Here is a 16,974-nt window from a genome sequence, read left to right on the forward strand (position 1 = left end):
GAAATCACAATTTTCCTGAGAAAAAAGAAAATCCTCGATAGCAAAGAATCTCTTAGCCTTAGTCTTAACCTTAGACTTCAGAGAATGAGGTTGAGAATTAGGTTAAGCGAAACTTCATATATTGATTATCTTTTGTGATGCTTTGCAATCACATATTACTTGAGTAAAAAAGAGAGTTCTCCTGTAACTATGATCGTCTTAACCTCAACCTTAATCTTAGCCAAATTTCTCTACGCCTTAGCCTCATCCTTTTTTCTCTTAGCCTTAGCTTAAATCTGAGCCTCTCAACTGTTAAAGCTTGAAAACGGTTTCAAATTTTAGATTTACAAGTTGAGCGTTTTGCGCGTTGCCGGTTCCCCCTTCAGGGGGTTAGGGGGTAGCGGGTAGGTGGTTCAGAGTTGTGGCGTGAGTTCTGAGTTTTGTGTTACGTGTTAGCGTTTACCCTTAAGGTTTACCCTGTGAATAGTAATTCTACAGGGGGGTCAGGTTTACCATGTGAAGTTACTACTTCATATGGGGGTAGTGCAAAAGGGTGCTGAGTTCTGGGTTTCGGGTTTAGAGTAATATCCGGATTAAGAAGTTCGTTTATTTCTATACTCCATGGCTTTCTCACTTATTTCTTCAACACTATCGTCCTTCCACAAATTCTTTTGCCAACGCGTATAATCAAAAGGTTCTTTGATTATCAAACTTATAAATTTTTCAGCATCCACATCTCCCAAGCTATGTATTAAAGCTTTCAATCCTTCTTTTCTAATTTCATTTTCCGTTCGCATAGCTAAAAGTTTATTTTATCTACAAAGTCTATTGGATTTAAAACTACTAGTTGCCTCAATTCACAGCATTTCTTTATCAATGCTCTATCTGTAGTTATAAAAAAGTCACAATTCATCTCAATGGCAGATGCAATATGCAATCCGTCTTTGGGCTTAATATTTAATTCAGATAATTTATTAGCATTGAGTAAAATCTGTTCTGTTTCTCCGATATCAACACTCGCATATTTTTTCCAGCCTGAAATTGCATCTCTCTTTTCAGCAAATGGGTTAGCGGAATTTTCATAATCAAGAATATATGACCAGGTTAGCTCAAATAATTTCTTAGCGATAGCATCCTGAATTTTTAATTTACAAACCGTTTCCAAATATATCTGTCCCTGCTTTTGATTATCAAATGGCCGGTTAAATGAGCAATTGTCCAAATAAATGAGCATTTAATTTTTCGGGTTAAAGGTTCTGACTATTCACATTACAAACCATTTCACTTTCAAATATTTAAGTCTTCTTTTTCAATTCTTTCCTTCGACAAGTGGTTCATAGAATCACGAAATCTAACCAAATCAACCGGGGTCTCAAGTTTTTGCTCCAGTTTGTCTTTTAAGTTACTTACAAATCTATTTTCCGGTTAAGTAAAATCTCAATTCCATTTCTTATTTTCACAGCTTCCTCAAAATATTTTTTAGCATCTTCCAAAGGTGGTTTACCTTCAGGCATAAGCCCCATTTCCCCGGGGTATCTTGCTTCTATATAAAGAGTATCCAATTCTGCTATAATCTGTTCGTCCACATCTTCAAGCCTATCCTAAATCTTACTGTACAGACTCTCAATATTGTTGGTTTTTATTAGTCCAATTTCAAACTCTTCAATAACAGCCTTAAACGACTTTTCGATACATTGCTGGGCGTGAAAGGCAACAACATTGGTGATTCTGGAATCACCCAACATCCGTTCCATTGCAGCGATATCATCGTCGGCAGCTTTAAGCCACTCCCTGGTTATTTGCTTCATACAGAACTTTTCCGGTTTTAAGAATATCTCTGACAAACAGACTATCCATTTCAAGAAGTTTTTTAAAGCCTGCGCGGGTATATACGATCAAATCAATAGGAACTTCAGCTTTAAAAGCTTTAATATGCTGATTATACCTAAGGTATAAATTCATTTTTTCACGAAAGCCTGAAGGGATATCATTCTGAGGTGTAATAACCATTAAATCAATATCACTGTTTTCAGAAGCATTTCCCCGGGCCCAAGACCCGAAAAGAATGACCTTATCCACTCCAACAGTTTTAAACTCACGGATGATGGATTGAATAATGTCGTCTATTTTTTTATTGTTTACCATGGAGGTTGCGAGTTTTGGGTTTTGGGTGTGTTCTGCGTTTCGGGTTTGTGGGCCGGTGGTTCCCCCTTTAGGGGGTTAGGGGTGTGGGTGGGGGGCTGTGTTGCCAACTCTTATCACATCCAGTCCCTACTTGCCTACTTGCCTACTCACCTTTATGCGTCTTATATGTTACATTCACAAAAGCCCTTCAACCAACAAATCCTCATCAAGATCCTCCCAATGAATTCCTTCTCCATCTCCAATAAAGCGCCAGTTCTCTAATTGCTTGGAAGAAGCATCTCTCAGTAATGGGAACCATTCCAATGGGACACTCACCTCGCGTCCATCTTCCAACGCCAGATGCAGTTTTTTGTCATCAAACCACAGATTAACTGCATTGGCAGATTTTTTAATCTTTAAAATACTCATCCCATTTATCTTTAAACATATAAAGATTTTCCAAAATTATCTTTCTCATTTCTCCAAGTTCATTAGAATTAAACCGTCGGGACCCAACCAAGGTTGCGTCATTCAATAAATACTTTGCAGTACCTCTTCCTTTTTCAACATGAATATGAGGTGGAGTATAATCATTTGAATAGAAGAAAAACCGATAACCGTTTTGTCGAAATATTGTCGACATTTTAGATTCTAATAATCTTAACATTTTCTTAAAGGGGGATTTCATCCCCTAGCCCCGACTTACTCTTTTGTCTTACCTGCCAAGGTCGGGGGGTACTTCAAGCCTGAAAACGGTTTATTTTTTGAGATTACAAGTTGTGTCCTTTGCGCGCGGGCCGTTCCCCCTTCAGGGGGTCAGGGGGTAGTGCGCACGGGGGCTGAGTTTTGAGTGTTCTGTGTTTCGGGTTTCTATTATATTCCCTCTAATCCCTACTGCCTAATTGCCTAACAGCTATGAGCAATAATGAGCTAAGTGCTAACAGCTATATCATTTAAGCGTATTACTAATTGTTACTACCGTAAGTGCCAGCGAGGCCACACTGCTGCCAATGCTTATCCAGGCTGTAGCGGGTAACGGATTTCGTGGCGGTTTGGAGGGAATAATTATTTCACTTCCGGCCATTACTTTGGGATAGTTTCTAAAAATAAGAAAACTGCTGGTGGCGGCGGCTTTACCATTTGGATAAACCACATAAGCCTTTCCCTTTTTTGCCATATCGGAAAATCCTCCACCCTGGTCCACATAATGACGGAGAGACTTACCCTCCACGAACGGAGCACTCACCGGGTTCAGCACTTCTCCACTGATTTTTATGGTTTGCAATTCTCTTGGGATAAACAATTCATCCCCGGCCTTAAGGAATACATCGTCGCGCGATCCGGGATTTTCAATGGCTTCATTCAGGTCGATGGCCAGTACTTCAAATCCCAAATTGTCGAACTGAAGGGTGCTGTCGCGCTCCATCAGCTCCTCCCGCAATCGTTTCATTTTGGCATCCATATCCACCTTTCGGGTGAGCATGGCACCTTTGGGGTAAGCATCGGGCGTGAGGCCACCGGTACGTTCTATAACAGTTGACAGACGTTCTTCGCGATTGGAAAGATTGTATTCCCCTGCATAAAGCACTTCACCGTTTACCCGCACTGTTCCAGAATTCACAAAACCGGGAGCGCGTCTTACAAACACCTGATCGTAAGGTTTCAGCTCAAAACGGCCATCCTCTTCGTCCAATTCCAGATTTCGCGAAATGGAGAACTGAAACAGGTGCCCGGTTCTTTTACTGTATTCACTCTTCTCATCATGACTGAGGCGTCTGGCCACTTCGATATAGGAACTGGAAGCAGACTCGGTAAGACCTCCAGCCATTGTCACCAAATCAGAAAGAGTAGTACCGTCCCGGTAATCGAAAGTTCCGGGGTACTGAACCTCTCCCTTAACTGAAAGGTTTCTCTCCTGACGAAGGCTGTCCCTGGAGTAGATGGTAACAATATCCTCGCGTTTCAAATCAACATTAAAATCGCCACCAATTACCTTCTTTACCGAAAAAGGAATATTCTCCAACTCAAAGTTGTCATCCAACCGAAGAATCTGACCTCTTTCCATAAAAGCATCCTCCCGCAGTCCTTCAGCCTTTTCAAGCAATACGGCCAACGACAAGCCATCTGTCAGTTCGTAGTTTCCCGGACGCATCACCGCGCCTTCAATAATCACACGATTACCGACCCTATTCAGAATTTCTCCTGCTATAATGCTGTCGCCGTTTTGAATCAAAACATCATTAAAATCTTCCCGGATGACACCTTCAAAAAAGCTTTGCCGTGAGTTGGTTCTAAAAACCTCCAGCCTTTCCTGATAAGCTCTATCTGTAAACCCTCCTGCATAATCCACCATATCTGCAATGGTCTCGCCCTTTTTCCCTTCGAAGATACCTGTACGTTTGAATTCTCCACTCATACGCACCCTGTAACGATATGAGGGCACCATGATGACATCATCATCCCGCAGAGAGATGTTATCATCACTCTTCCCGTTTATCAGATATTCGTATACATCCAGAGTTTTTAAATGTTTTCCTCCGCGAATGATTTTTATTTCACGGAAACTTCCATTCATGTTGGGGCCACCGGCCAGGTACAAGGCATTAAAGGCAGTGGCAGAACCGGGAAGAGTATAACTTCCTGGTGCAAAAGCCTCTCCAATTACATGAACCTTGATTGGCCGGATTTGTGCCAGGTAGATGTGGGCAAAAGTCTGTGGTTGCTCTTCTGCCAGGTCACGATAAATGAGTGTGAGTTTATTGAAAATCTTCTTTTCAGCTTCCTCCAGGGTCAGTGAACCCACCGAAACCGGCCCTACATTGGGAATATTCAGATTACCCCCATTATCGACAGTAAGCTGATAGTTTTGCTGAGAGGTGCCCCATATATCTATGGAAAATTCATCCCCGGGCCCGATAATATATGATTTAGATGCTGGAAGATTCACGCTTGGTTCAAAAGTCAGAAACTCAGAATTAAAAAAATCAAACCCATAAAGTTTCTTTCTCTCCGGGGTTTTGGCAATCTCCTTCTTTTCTGATACTTCTTGCAAAGTTGATGAATCAATGCCATTATCTCCTGCTCCATTTTGAGTCTGTGAAACATCCCCCAGCTGTTCAAACCGTCTTTTGAGTTCATTGATTTGCTGACGGGTAAAACCACGTGCCATGGCCAATGATATTGCCTGTTGCTCAGACAATCCGCGGTTCATCATTTCATCATAAATCTGGCGGATCTGATTGTCGGAAAGTTGAGATACTTTTATTTCCCTTGGGTTAATATCCTGCTGTGCAGAGCCAATGTGATTCACTCCCAAAAGCAATCCCAACAGAAGGAAAAAAATAAGTTTACGCATAATAAAAAGATAAGAATTTACTCAAAATGAAGTTGTGAATTAGATACACTGCCGTCTCCTGACTCACATGAGTCACTTTTCACCATGGGGCGAACCTATCATTATCACAATAGCAATTAACAGGTTAAACTCACCATCCTATCCAACAGAAATTCCTGCAACCTGTTTTTATGCTCACACAAATGATCAATTTACGAATTAAACGATTTCTGTGACAAAAAATTATTCCTTAAGCAAAATCACTTCGCCTCATAATCCTGTCATGAAGTAATCAAATTAAGGGTTTGCAAATTTATTAATTTTAAACGGGGTAACCGCTCCGAAATGTAAAAAGTTTCCTACTTGTTTTGCAGGATATTGAAAAGGAGATCATTAAGGAGGAGAAAGGCTGAGGAGGTGGTGAAATTGAGGCTGAGATAAAGGTTTAGTGAGATTTGTATTGCGGGTTTTTCTTCATGACGAAAAGTGCAATAACCAATTGATAGATTTTCCAATGAAAGAACCCCATCAGATTAGCACCCGTCTTTAGGCAGGTGGTTGTGCAAGCCAGGAAACACCCTCTTCAGCCGGCTTCAAGCCGGCTTCCAAATTGGTACATTAATCCTCGATAAACAGGAAAGCCGGCTCGAAGCCGGCTCTTTCTCATATATTCTACATTTTTAATCACCCGGATAAACCCGGGTGCTATTCTCATTATAATATCTATCAATCAAAAAGACGTTATAGTAATTCCATAAACACAACACCTACAAGCCCCTAAAAAAAATACATCCCATGAGTTTAGCACCCGTCTTTAGGCGGGTGATTGCGCATGGTTTCCAAATTCAATGATTCAATCAATAGATTTTCCAATGAAAGGGTTTCCCATCAGTTTAGCACCCGTCTTCAGGCGGGTGATTGCGCAAAACAGGGAACACCCTCTTCAGCCGGCTTCAAGCCGGCTTCCAACTGAAACATTAATCCTCAATAAACAGGAAAGCCGGCTCGAAGCCGGCTCTGTCCCATATATCATACATTATTTTATCACCCGGCTGAACCCGGGTGCTATTCTCATAAACCATTTTCAATGCTCCCCAATTGCTGAGATGTGACCTCGAAAACAGGAGGTCATTACTCAATATAAACCCTCTTATAAAAAAATTGAACAACAGGGCCTTCATTCATTAAATTTCCATAACTTTAAACCTCACAACCAACACCTTAACGCCATGCGACACACTTACTCATGCATCTGGATCCATATTATTTGGGCTACAAAAAACCGCGAACGTGTTTTATTCGGTGAAAATGGAATACCATTATTCAACCATTTGACCAACAAAGGAAAAGAATTAAATTGCCCATTTGAAAAACTAAATATCCAACCCGAACATATTCACGGATTAATCAACCTTCCAACAAATCTGGCCTTAAAAGATTTTATGTCCAAAATAAAAGGTGGTTCATCTTTTTGGTTAAATAATGAAATTTTCAAATCTACATTTTCTTGGCAAAGAGGTTACGGTGCCTTTTCCGTTAGTGCATCCCAGATAGAAATAGTAAAAGATTACATTGCAAATCAAGGCAACCACCACAAACGCCTGAGATTTGCAAATGAATATGACCAATGGAAAAAAGAATATGGCTTATTTGATGATTAGAAAGAACAGGAATTCATTTAAGTACCACACCTAAAAATTGCAACCAAAGCTTTTAAGCCAAAAGACATCCCATGAGTTTAGCACCCGTCTTCAGGCGGGTGATTGTGCAAGGTTTCCAAATCAAATATTCAATCAATAGATTTTCCAATGAAAGGGTTTCCCATCAGTTTAGCACCCGTCTTCAGGCGGGTGATTGCACAAGGTTTCCAAATTCAATTATTCAATCAATAGTTTTCCAATGAAAGGGTTTCCCATGAGATTAGCACCCGTCTTCAGGCGGGTGATTGAACAAGCAAGGGAACACCCCCTTCAGCCGGCTTCAAGCCGGCTTCCAAACTGAAACATTAATCCTCAATAAACAAAAAAGCCGGCTCGAAGCCGGCTCTGTCCCATATATCGTACATTCTTAATCACCCGGATAAACCCGGGTGCTATTCTCATACACCATTTTCAATGCTCCCCATTTGCTGAGATGTGACCTCGAAAACCGGAGGTGATATTCTTGAAATTCATTTTTAAATTAATCAAGACAGGCCTGCAGCCTGTTAATTGGTCACTGCTCCTTCTCGTGTTCAAAAAATTTCTTTTGAAAGACAAGGATGGCAATTATACCCAGAGTGATGGATGAATCCGCAATATTAAATACCGGTCTAAAGAAAATATAATCCTGTCCTCCAACCCATGGAAACCATTCAGGATAGGTTCCGGAAAAGATAGGAAAATAGAACATATCGACAACTCTTCCGTGAAGAAAAGCGGCATATCCACCCCCTTCAGGGAACATGGCGGCTATCTGAGAGTAACTATGATTAAAAATCATCCCATAAAAAGCACTGTCAATAATATTCCCCAAAGCTCCGGCAAGCACCATGCTAACACTTACAATCAGCCCCAGGGGGGCCTTTTTCAGGGTGAGTTTGTACAGATACCAGCCAATACCCACAACCGCCACAATGCGGAAAACGCTTAGAAAAATTTTTCCAAAATCGCCTCCCAGCTCCATGCCAAAGGCCATGCCATTGTTTTCTACAAAATGGATATAAAACCAATCGCCAAATACCGAGAACTCATCTCCCAGCATCATATTGGTTTTGACCCAGAATTTAAGGGCCTGATCGATTAGCAAAATAGCCAGGATAATGATTACAGGTGTCTTTAATTTTCCCATTTGTCAGGTGTTAAAAATAGTGGTTAGTTTTTAGTCAGCAATGGGGATTCCAGACTACTGACATACCCAAGAAACTAACAAAAAAAACGCGTAAGCTGTACATTTTTAATCGTTTGCAATCTGTATTAGATAAAATAATGTTGCTTCAAAACAACCCCGTTATTCATGAAAAGATTCTTCGGCGTTCCTCCTCTCCGATTAAAATCGGGATCAGCGAAGAATTTCTGATAAAAGTAAATAAGTCAGTATTGGAATTACCCGTCACTGACTTACTCCAAAAACTATTAAAATCATAAAAAAAAACAGATTTTGAACGTTTTATCACTTTAGTAAGGCAAAATCGAATTATGAGGCGCATTAATTCAGTAATACCACAAAAGCATTACAACTTCCCTTTTATGCTTCAGAAAACAAAACGCACTTCTTTATTTCTGTGCTTTTTTGGCTTCGATACTCAAAGTGGCATGAGGAACAGCTCTCAGACGTTCTTTGGCGATCAATTTGCCGGTTTCCCGACAAATGCCGTAGGTTTTGTTTTCGATACGAACCAGAGCAGCCTGCAAATGCTGAATAAATTTCTGCTGACGCTGAGCCAGTTTACCAGCTTCCTCTTTTGAAAGTACAGCAGCTCCCTCTTCCAGCACCTTAAAAGTAGGTGAGGTATCCTGAGTGTCATTCCCATCTTCAAGGGTTATGGTATTTCTAAGCAATTCGTAATCGCGTTTTGCTTTTTCGAGCTTGCCAAGAATTATGTCTTTAAATTCTTTCAGCTCTTCGTCTGAATATCGGGTCTTTTCTGCCATAATGACAAAATTTATTGGTGTAAAAATGAGTGAACCAACCTGAGTAAAAACAAGGTTTAATCAAGTCAAACTTTTTCAATTTCCAGTAATATAGTCACATCATCCTCCAAATCTACGGAAAGTGCGTCATTACTGTTACATGATTCTACTAAATTAATTTCTTTCGCCAATGTTTGGGCGGCAATATATTTTTTATGTTTCTCAATGGCCTTATTTGTCACCTCATTTTTCTGAATGCTGACAATAATCTTGTCGGTGACTTCAAAGCCGCTGTCTTTTCTGAGATTCTGAATTCGGTTAATCAATTCCCTGGCTACCCCTTCGGCTTTCAGTTCGGGTGTAAGGGTTATATCCAGCGCCACTGTAATACGCCCTTCGTTGGCTACCAACATTCCGGGAATATCTTCGCTGATGACCTCAGCATCTTCATTGTTCAGATCAACCGCCTGACCTTCAATCTCCAGGTTAAAGCCATTTTCCATTTCAAACCGGGCAATATCTTCCTGCGACATTTCCGCAAACGCCTTGCTTATGGCCTTCATCATCTTGCCATAGCGGGGTCCAAGAGTTTTGAAGTTAGGTTTAATCTTCTTCACCAACACTCCTGTGGCATCTTTAAGGTACTCAATTTCTTTGATATTTACCTCAGTCAGAATCAAATCTTTTACCGCTTCAATCTGCTCTTCAAAATGAGCATCGTAAACGGGCAACATTATCTTCTGTAACGGCTGGCGAACCTTGATGTTCACTTTGCGCCGGAGGGCCAGCACCATTGATGAAATCTGCTGAGCATACTCCATCCTTTCCTCCAGCGCTTTATCAATTAATCCCTCCTCAAATTCAGGAAATTTGGCCAAATGAACGGATTCTTCAGAATGACGCCCCGAAAGCTGATTCAAATCTGAAAACAGCCGGTCAGCATAAAATGGGGCGATGGGCGCAGCGAGCAAGGAAACAGTTTCCAATGCCTGATAAAGTGTCTGATAAGCCGCCAGTTTATCTCTGTCGAATGCCCCACCCCAAAAACGTTTACGATTGAGTCGGACATACCAGTTACTTAGATTCTCGGTAACAAAATCCTGAATGGCACGACCAGCACGGGTGGGCTCATAATTCTCAAGGGCATCGGTGACCTCTTTGGTAAGGGTGTTCAGCAATGAAATAATCCATCGGTCTATTTCTGAGCGCTCCTCAACAGGCACCTCTTTCTCACTCCCGGTAAAGCCATCAATATTGGCATAGAGAGAAAAGAAAGAATAGGTATTGTAAAGTGTTCCGAAGAATTTTCTTTTCACTTCATCCACTCCAGAGATATCAAACTTCAGGTTGTCCCAGGGCTGTGCATTGGTAATCATATACCACCGCAACGGATCGGAACCATGCTCTTCGATGGTTTTGAAAGGATCAACGGCATTTCCAAGACGCTTGGACATCTTGTTTCCGTTTTTATCGAGTACCAGTCCGTTGGAAATAATATTTTTAAATGCCACGCTGTCAAATAGCATAGTCCCCAGTGCATGAAGGGTAAAAAACCATCCCCGGGTCTGATCCACGCCTTCGGCAATGAAGTCGGCCGGGAAAGGAAGGCCCCCCTCGCCAACGGTTCGGCCCTCGAACGGATAATGCATTTGCGCATAAGGCATGGCCCCTGAATCGAACCAAACATCAATCAGGTCGGTTTCACGATACATGCGCTTACCTTTATCAGAAACCAAAATCACATCATCCACATAAGGTCTGTGAAGATCTATCTTATTATAATTGACATCGCTAAAATCACCTGGCCGGAAACTTCCAAATGGATTCTTATCCATAAAACCGGCTTTCACTGAGCGATCAATTTCATTGACCAATTCCTCCACAGAACCAATGCATTTCTCTTCACCCCCATCTTCTGTCCGCCAGATAGGAAGTGGTGTCCCCCAATATCGTGAACGGCTCAGATTCCAGTCAACCAGATTTTCAAGCCACTTTCCGAAACGGCCTGTTCCGGTGGACTGAGGTTTCCAGTTGATAGTATTATTGAGCTCAATCATTTTTTCCTTGGCGGCAGTGGTCTTAATAAACCAGCTATCAAGCGGATAGTAGAGTACCGGTTTATCGGTTCTCCAGCAATGCGGATAACTGTGTTCGTATTTCTCTACCTTAAAGGCTTTGTTCTCTTTTTTGAGCATGACAGCGATGTCCACATCCAAAGAAGAATCATCATCGGTCAGTTTTTCATCATAACTATTCTTTACGTACCTCCCGGAGAACTCGCTATAGATATCAATGTCCACATTCGACTTTACAAATGCCGGGTCCAGATCTTTAATCAGGAAGAATTTCCCGGTACGATCCACCATAGGTTGTTGCTTCCCGTCTTTGTCGGTGAGCAATAACGGTGCAATACCGGCTTCTTTCCCCACCCGGTTGTCATCGGCACCAAAAGTAGGTGCAATATGGACAATTCCGGTACCATCTTCAGTGGTCACAAAATCACCTGATATTACACGGAATGCATCCCCCTCGGGTTTCATCCAGGGAATTAGTTGCTCGTAACGAAGTCCGATTAGTTTTTCTCCATCAAACTCATCCAATACCTGAAAAGGAATCTTCTTGTCACCGACGGTGTAATCATCCAGCGGCAACTCAGCATATTTGGGATTAAAAAATGAACTGACCAGGTCTTTGGCAACCACCGCCACCATCGGCTCACCCGTATACGGGTTAAAAGAGCGGACCCGCACATATTTAATGGACGAACCTACCGCAAGTGCTGTATTGGAAGGGAATGTCCATGGTGTAGTCGTCCATGCCAGGAAAAAAACCTCGGCATCTGCCCCATTGAAAAGGAAATCGGAATCACTGTTTTTGACGACTTTGAACTGACCGGTACAGGTGGTATCCTTCACATCACGGTAGCATCCAGGCTGGTTGAGCTCATGGGTGCTTAAGCCGGTACCGGCGGCAGGCGAGAATGGCTGAATGGTGTATCCTTTGTAGAGCAATCCTTTCTTGTGCAATTCTTTGAGCATCCACCACAAAGTCTCGATGTACCGGTTATCGTAAGTAATGTAAGGGTGATCCATATCCACCCAGTATCCCATTTTGTGGGTCAAATCCACCCACATATCGGTATATTTCATCACATCCTTGCGGCAGGCTTCATTGTATTCTGCCACAGAAATGGATTTTCCAATGTCCTCTTTGGTAATCCCGAGTGTTTTTTCCACACCCAATTCAACGGGGAGTCCATGCGTATCCCATCCCGCTTTACGATGAACCTGATACCCCTGCTGTGTCTTAAAACGGCAAAAAATATCCTTAATGGTACGGGCCATCACATGATGAATTCCGGGCATTCCGTTAGCAGACGGAGGTCCTTCATAAAACACAAATGACGGACTCCCCTCCCTACTGGACAAGCTTTTATCAAAAGTACTATTGGCCTCCCATTCTTTTAAAACCTCCTGATTGATCTCAGCGAGGTTTAACCCTTTGTATTCAGGAAATTTTTTACTCATTTATATGTAAGTTTTTACCTCTGTTTTAAAAAGTTTACAAATATATCGCTTGACTGAAACAAAAGCAAATAGAAATTGACGATAATGATGGAGAGGACCCTGTTGCATAGCAGCCTCTGTGTCCCTCTGTGCTCTCTGTGGTTAAACCCCGTTGCGTAGCAACCCTGCGTGTCCTGTTTTCAAACTGCTACCTGCCCTTTCAGGGCGCAAATAATGACCTGAACTTTTTACCCGGGACGTTGCCCCGGGCTGTGTTCAATTGGGCTTTCAGCCCGTTTTTCTTATCAGACTTAAATTGGAAGAAATGAATACTAAATAATAATTATTTTCTTAACCTTAGCCTTATCAGGTTGAGACTGAGGTTGAGAGGAGCAGATTCAGGGAATATTCGCTTATTACCCGGTTTTCAATGAGTTATTTGAAGTATAATGCATCAATGGCTGAATTAGACCGTCCCCGCAAAGAGGCAAACTTAAAACGAAGACCGACACCATTCAATAACTCAGGATTAAAACCCGGGTATGCTAATCAAATGAAAATGGGTTCACGAATGGGGCAATAATTAAGATTTTGTTTTTTTTTGTTTGTTCCAAAAATCTGCCATTGATAGCAGTACCAGTTTATCGGGAAAGTAATCTCATATCTTAAGTGATAACCTGTCACCAATAATGAAATCAGGCAAAAAAAGCAGCTCCCGACTTAACGAAAGCTGCCTTTTCAGATATTTTATAAGATGTATTCTTTTTACATGAAAAACTTCAATAGGAAGAGAACTGTCAATACATACATAATCCATGACAATTCTTTTGTTTTGCCCGACAATAGTTTAAGTGCCACAAACGACAACATACCAAAAACAATTCCCTCCGCAATACTGTAAGCCAAAGGCATCATTACAATGGTCAAAAATGCGGGGATAGATTCAGTATAATCATCAAAATTGATTTTCAGAACCGGTGAAAGCATGAAAGAACCTACCAGAATTAGGGCTGGTGCTGTAGCAGCTCCCGGAACCATCAGGAATATCGGCGCAAAGAAAAGGGCCAATAAAAACATCCCTGCTGTTGTGAGTGAAGTCAGACCTGTACGTCCGCCTTCAGCAACACCCGATGCACTTTCCACATAGGTGGTGACCGTTGAAGTTCCAAGCATGGCGCCGACTGTTGTACCAATAGCATCGGCAAACAGTGCCTGCTTGGCGCGTGGCAAAGAACCATCCTCTTTTATCATATTGGCTTTCGACGAAACCCCAATCAGGGTACCAACGGTATCAAACATATCCACAAACAGGAAAGTGAACAGTACAATCATCATATCGATAGTGAATATGCTTGAAAACTCAAATTTGAAAGCAATGGGCTCAATTGAAGGAGGCAGAGTCAGCCATGCACCTTCCGGCAAATGAGTGACGCCAAAAGGTATACCTGCTACTGTTGCAGCAAAAATACCAATAAGCAAGGCCCCGCGAACTTTAAGAGCCAGTAATACGCCTATCAGAATTAAACCAAAAAATGTAATCCAAACCGAGTGGGAACTCATATCTCCCAATGCAACCAACGTGGCATCATTCGATACAATCAGCCCTGTGTTCTGCATTCCGATAAAGGCAATAAACAACCCGATACCTGCAGATATGGCATGCTTGAGATTCATGGGGATTGCATTGACTATTAGTTCCCGAACATTGAATGCAGTAAGGATTAAGAAAATAATACCCTCAAGAAAAACTGCGGTGAGTGCAAACTGCCAGCTGTAGCCCATTCCCAGAACCACCGTAAAAGCAAAGAATGCATTTAATCCCATTCCGGGAGCCAGGCCAAAAGGCAGGCGAGCCCAAAGAGCCATCACAAGGGTTCCCACAATAGCAGAAAGGGTGGTGGCCGAGAAAACCGCACTCTTATCCATGCCGGTAACAGAAAGAATATCCGGATTTACCGCCAGAATATAAGCCATGGTCATAAAAGTGGTAATACCTGCGATAATCTCCGTGCGAACATTGGTATTATTGGCCTTTAGATTAAAAAACTTTTCAAACATAACTTTCGTTTTTTATAAGCTTAGAAATTCCATTTAACGGCAGCTGTAGGGCATACTTTAAATCCTTCAACAGTGAAATTGTTGGCCACTTCAATTTCGGTACCCAGAGAAAAATGGTCGGTGGCATTGTACCAAAGCTGAGGTTCAGTAAGGAAAACATAATTTGTTTCGATAATATCGGGTAATCCTCCTCCGGTAAACTCCTGAAAAACTTTCTCCTCTTTCCATAAATCAGCAAATCCTGCAAAAGTCATCTTGCCTCCTGCAAAATTAACGGTCCAAACTCCGGTCAGCTGAAAAGAAGCATCGTCATAACCACGAATAGCTTTATACATAGCCTGAAGCGTAAAAATCCGGTTAAAATCAGGACTGTTCCAGGTGTAATTTCCCCCAAAAAGCCATGCATCGTTAATTTGATAAGCAAGACCCGGAGCAAACTGTCCAAATCCACCATTATACTCCACATGAATTTCGAAAGGATTATCCCAGAATTTCAGGCCTCTGGCAATCTCCATGTAAGCCATTGAAACACTTTCACCGACTTCAGTATTATAATCGAAGTCAACAAAGAAAAAGGTACTACCCCAATCATCTGGCTTAAACATTTCAAGGGTAGTGGTGGCATATCCACGGTCTTCACCCATGTCGTAGTGCACCTGAAGGTTTTGAGAAAAAGCAGACACGGAAATGATTCCAATTACCAAAGCTGTAAAAAATCTTTTCATTTTTGAAGTGGTTTAAAATTAAAACAGGTCTTATTTTTAAATCGCAAAAATAGAATTTTTTTAAAGAAGTCAACCCCATTTGAGTAGAGAATGCCTCAAATTGCAAGGAGAAAAGAAGTTTTTATGAGTATTTTTAAAAAAAAAGAGCGTAAGGGTGAGATTGAACCAGGAGGTTGGAAACTTAAAATATAAAAGCAAAGAGAGAAAACTGATTTATTGTACAATCTACTTTCATGTAAATAAACTATCGCTGAGCGAAAAAAATGTTTATTTCCGGGAGAAATATGCCAATAAAAGGCATCCATGAGGTTAGCAACCATATTTGGGCGTGGATGGTAATACAACTCCAGAACATCCAAATTCCAGCCGGGTTTCAAACGGAAACAAAAAAATTCAAAAAATAAAAAAACCGACTTGGAGCCGGCTATCTCAAATGTGTTGTCCGCTTTCAAGCACCCGGCTGAACCCGGGTGCTATACCCATTATAAAATCTATCACTCAAAAAACCAGAACCTAAAAGCTATCCTTAACATTTCCTCAAAGAGATTTCATTTCCCGCTTAAATAGGGGTTTTCCGGAAGGGAAAGAATCTTAAAACCTCCCACCTTTAACCTGGTAAGCACTTCAGTTGAAGGTTGACTTTTAAAGATCAAACAAGCTTCCAGTTCATAAGGAATTAAGCCCAACCGACATAAGAAATTTTTAAATCTGATTTTAGATTTCACCTTGCGGAAGACTTGCCTGTTATCTGTCGAAACCTTTAAATCCAGGTTTGTGGTGTAATAATCATTAATTCCTTTAAATGCGACCATAGGGAGTCCCATTCCCATTGCAATTTTTTCGACTTCCCGCTCGGAAATTTTGTAAACGTAGTTTCCCACGCTTTCGAAAGAATAACGATTCGTCCAAACCTTATTAACCATTCCAGGAGAAACCTTCTCCAATAAGTTTTTAAGAAAAACCATCAAAGGAAACTGAATGCCTATATCTACGGGTTCGATCAATACTACAGCTGATGATGCCACCCGAAGCATTTCATAAACAGCAAGATAAGGTCTGGGGAAATGATGATATGCCTCTTTACAAAAGACATAATCAAACGTATTATCTGCGAAACCAATTGCTTCGGCATTGACCAGTTTATATTCATGAATATAACCGCCTTCCGCCGCCGCCTTCAAGCCGTATTCTGAGATATCGGAAGCCACAACACTCTGGCCATTACCCTGTAACCAGTTGGCATCTGTACCCAATCCGTCTCCAACAGTCAGCCATTTAGCACCTTTTCTTTCCAACAAAGGGGTCAAAAGGCGATACATTCGTTCATGGCGCCAGTAATCAATGCTGTTTTTTCGCTTCAGGCGTCCTAGTATATCACGATTGTCCTTATAGTGTTCCTTATGGGAATTGTAACTGCGTTCGTTGAAGTCATGCATTTCACCAAAAATCACTTAAGTTAATGAAGAGTGCTAAGTTAGAAGTTTTTTTGGAATAAGGCCTCTCCCGGCACTTCCCAGGGAGGGGCATAAATTACCCGGGAAGCTATTCTCTTCCCTCCTTCCCGTGGGAGCTGTGGGAGCCCCCCTCCCCCCCCAACAAAAAAAAGCCGCTCCAGAAACTGGAACGGCTTTTTTGAC

The 16,974-nt window shown here is 41.6% G+C and carries 16 protein-coding genes; 1 reads left to right on the forward strand and 15 read right to left on the reverse strand.

The genetic code is table 11. The features are described 5' to 3' along the window. Positions 1-572: 572 nt before the first annotated feature. The 9 genes from QZZ43_RS07895 to QZZ43_RS07930 all read right to left on the reverse strand — a co-directional run bounded on the left by QZZ43_RS07895 (position 573) and on the right by QZZ43_RS07930 (position 6,576). The gene (locus tag QZZ43_RS07895; RefSeq protein WP_291857704.1) at positions 573-776 is read right to left on the reverse strand and encodes a hypothetical protein; all 204 of its coding nucleotides are present in this window, start codon (positions 774-776) and stop codon (positions 573-575) included. 2 nt (positions 777-778) lie between these two features. Then, the gene (locus QZZ43_RS07900; protein WP_291857705.1) at positions 779-1,213 is read right to left on the reverse strand and encodes a hypothetical protein; all 435 of its coding nucleotides are present in this window, start codon (positions 1,211-1,213) and stop codon (positions 779-781) included. A 172-nt stretch (positions 1,214-1,385) separates the two neighbouring features. After that, entirely contained in the window at positions 1,386-1,565 is a 180-nt protein-coding gene (locus QZZ43_RS07905; protein WP_291857707.1) for a hypothetical protein, read from the reverse strand. Positions 1,566-1,580: 15 nt separating this feature from the next. Continuing rightward, positions 1,581-1,787, reverse strand: coding sequence for a HEPN domain-containing protein (locus QZZ43_RS07910; protein ID WP_291857709.1), 207 nt, complete (start codon positions 1,785-1,787; stop codon positions 1,581-1,583). Then, positions 1,759-2,124 (reverse strand): nucleotidyltransferase domain-containing protein, encoded by a 366-nt coding sequence (locus tag QZZ43_RS07915; RefSeq protein ID WP_291857711.1) that lies wholly within the window; start codon positions 2,122-2,124, stop codon positions 1,759-1,761. Before QZZ43_RS07915 ends, QZZ43_RS07910 begins: the two co-directional genes overlap by 29 nt. A gap of 174 nt (positions 2,125-2,298) precedes the next feature. Further along, a complete protein-coding gene (locus QZZ43_RS07920; RefSeq protein ID WP_291857713.1) occupies positions 2,299-2,532 on the reverse strand; it encodes a DUF2442 domain-containing protein in 234 nt (77 codons plus the stop codon). Beyond that, a complete protein-coding gene (locus tag QZZ43_RS19595; RefSeq protein ID WP_367221375.1) occupies positions 2,513-2,791 on the reverse strand; it encodes a DUF4160 domain-containing protein in 279 nt (92 codons plus the stop codon). Before QZZ43_RS19595 ends, QZZ43_RS07920 begins: the two co-directional genes overlap by 20 nt. A gap of 261 nt (positions 2,792-3,052) precedes the next feature. Next, on the reverse strand, positions 3,053-5,458 hold the full coding sequence (locus QZZ43_RS07925; RefSeq protein WP_291857715.1) for an SLBB domain-containing protein: 2,406 nt from the start codon (positions 5,456-5,458) through the stop codon (positions 3,053-3,055). A gap of 956 nt (positions 5,459-6,414) precedes the next feature. After that, a complete protein-coding gene (locus tag QZZ43_RS07930) occupies positions 6,415-6,576 on the reverse strand; it encodes a hypothetical protein (protein WP_291857717.1) in 162 nt (53 codons plus the stop codon). Positions 6,577-6,666: 90 nt separating this feature from the next. Here QZZ43_RS07930 and tnpA point away from each other — a divergent pair, with 90 nt between their 5' ends. Next, a complete protein-coding gene (tnpA, locus tag QZZ43_RS07935) occupies positions 6,667-7,098 on the forward strand; it encodes an IS200/IS605 family transposase (RefSeq protein ID WP_291857719.1) in 432 nt (143 codons plus the stop codon). A gap of 553 nt (positions 7,099-7,651) precedes the next feature. Here tnpA and QZZ43_RS07940 read toward each other — a convergent pair. The 6 genes from QZZ43_RS07940 to QZZ43_RS07965 all read right to left on the reverse strand — a co-directional run bounded on the left by QZZ43_RS07940 (position 7,652) and on the right by QZZ43_RS07965 (position 16,773). Then, positions 7,652-8,266: a lipoprotein signal peptidase gene (locus QZZ43_RS07940; RefSeq protein ID WP_291857721.1), complete on the reverse strand. Its 615-nt coding sequence runs from the start codon at positions 8,264-8,266 to the stop codon at positions 7,652-7,654. 425 nt (positions 8,267-8,691) lie between these two features. After that, positions 8,692-9,069 (reverse strand): TraR/DksA C4-type zinc finger protein, encoded by a 378-nt coding sequence (locus QZZ43_RS07945; protein ID WP_291857723.1) that lies wholly within the window; start codon positions 9,067-9,069, stop codon positions 8,692-8,694. A gap of 65 nt (positions 9,070-9,134) precedes the next feature. After that, positions 9,135-12,575, reverse strand: a complete 3,441-nt coding sequence (gene ileS, locus QZZ43_RS07950) for an isoleucine--tRNA ligase (RefSeq protein WP_291857726.1) — start codon at positions 12,573-12,575, stop codon at positions 9,135-9,137. A gap of 744 nt (positions 12,576-13,319) precedes the next feature. Further along, entirely contained in the window at positions 13,320-14,612 is a 1,293-nt protein-coding gene (locus tag QZZ43_RS07955; RefSeq protein WP_291857728.1) for an NCS2 family permease, read from the reverse strand. Between the two features lie 20 nt (positions 14,613-14,632). Next, positions 14,633-15,337, reverse strand: coding sequence for a DUF5020 family protein (locus QZZ43_RS07960; protein ID WP_291857730.1), 705 nt, complete (start codon positions 15,335-15,337; stop codon positions 14,633-14,635). A 548-nt stretch (positions 15,338-15,885) separates the two neighbouring features. Next, positions 15,886-16,773 carry a class I SAM-dependent methyltransferase gene (locus QZZ43_RS07965; protein ID WP_291857732.1) on the reverse strand — a complete coding sequence of 296 codons (888 nt, stop codon included), beginning with the start codon at positions 16,771-16,773 and terminating at the stop codon, positions 15,886-15,888. Positions 16,774-16,974 lie beyond the last annotated feature (201 nt).

It is taken from the genome of Marinilabilia sp. (assembly GCF_016278715.1).
In the GTDB taxonomy this organism is placed as follows: Bacteria; Bacteroidota; Bacteroidia; order Bacteroidales; family Marinilabiliaceae; genus Marinilabilia.

What these genes read in the sequence shown, in the direction of transcription:
- QZZ43_RS07945 (WP_291857723.1), bottom strand. Translation starts at nt 9,069, where the DNA reads ATGGCAGAAAAGACCCGATATTCAGACGAAGAGCTGAAAGAATTTAAA.
- QZZ43_RS07910 (WP_291857709.1), bottom strand. Translation starts at nt 1,787, where the DNA reads ATGAAGCAAATAACCAGGGAGTGGCTTAAAGCTGCCGACGATGATATC.
- QZZ43_RS07955 (WP_291857728.1), bottom strand. Translation starts at nt 14,612, where the DNA reads ATGTTTGAAAAGTTTTTTAATCTAAAGGCCAATAATACCAATGTTCGC.
- tnpA (WP_291857719.1), top strand. Translation starts at nt 6,667, where the DNA reads ATGCGACACACTTACTCATGCATCTGGATCCATATTATTTGGGCTACA.
- QZZ43_RS07960 (WP_291857730.1), bottom strand. Translation starts at nt 15,337, where the DNA reads ATGAAAAGATTTTTTACAGCTTTGGTAATTGGAATCATTTCCGTGTCT.
- QZZ43_RS07895 (WP_291857704.1), bottom strand. Translation starts at nt 776, where the DNA reads ATGCGAACGGAAAATGAAATTAGAAAAGAAGGATTGAAAGCTTTAATA.
- QZZ43_RS07900 (WP_291857705.1), bottom strand. Translation starts at nt 1,213, where the DNA reads ATGCTCATTTATTTGGACAATTGCTCATTTAACCGGCCATTTGATAAT.
- QZZ43_RS07940 (WP_291857721.1), bottom strand. Translation starts at nt 8,266, where the DNA reads ATGGGAAAATTAAAGACACCTGTAATCATTATCCTGGCTATTTTGCTA.
- ileS (WP_291857726.1), bottom strand. Translation starts at nt 12,575, where the DNA reads ATGAGTAAAAAATTTCCTGAATACAAAGGGTTAAACCTCGCTGAGATC.
- QZZ43_RS07920 (WP_291857713.1), bottom strand. Translation starts at nt 2,532, where the DNA reads ATGAGTATTTTAAAGATTAAAAAATCTGCCAATGCAGTTAATCTGTGG.
- QZZ43_RS07965 (WP_291857732.1), bottom strand. Translation starts at nt 16,773, where the DNA reads ATGCATGACTTCAACGAACGCAGTTACAATTCCCATAAGGAACACTAT.
- QZZ43_RS07925 (WP_291857715.1), bottom strand. Translation starts at nt 5,458, where the DNA reads ATGCGTAAACTTATTTTTTTCCTTCTGTTGGGATTGCTTTTGGGAGTG.
- QZZ43_RS19595 (WP_367221375.1), bottom strand. Translation starts at nt 2,791, where the DNA reads ATGAAATCCCCCTTTAAGAAAATGTTAAGATTATTAGAATCTAAAATG.
- QZZ43_RS07915 (WP_291857711.1), bottom strand. Translation starts at nt 2,124, where the DNA reads ATGGTAAACAATAAAAAAATAGACGACATTATTCAATCCATCATCCGT.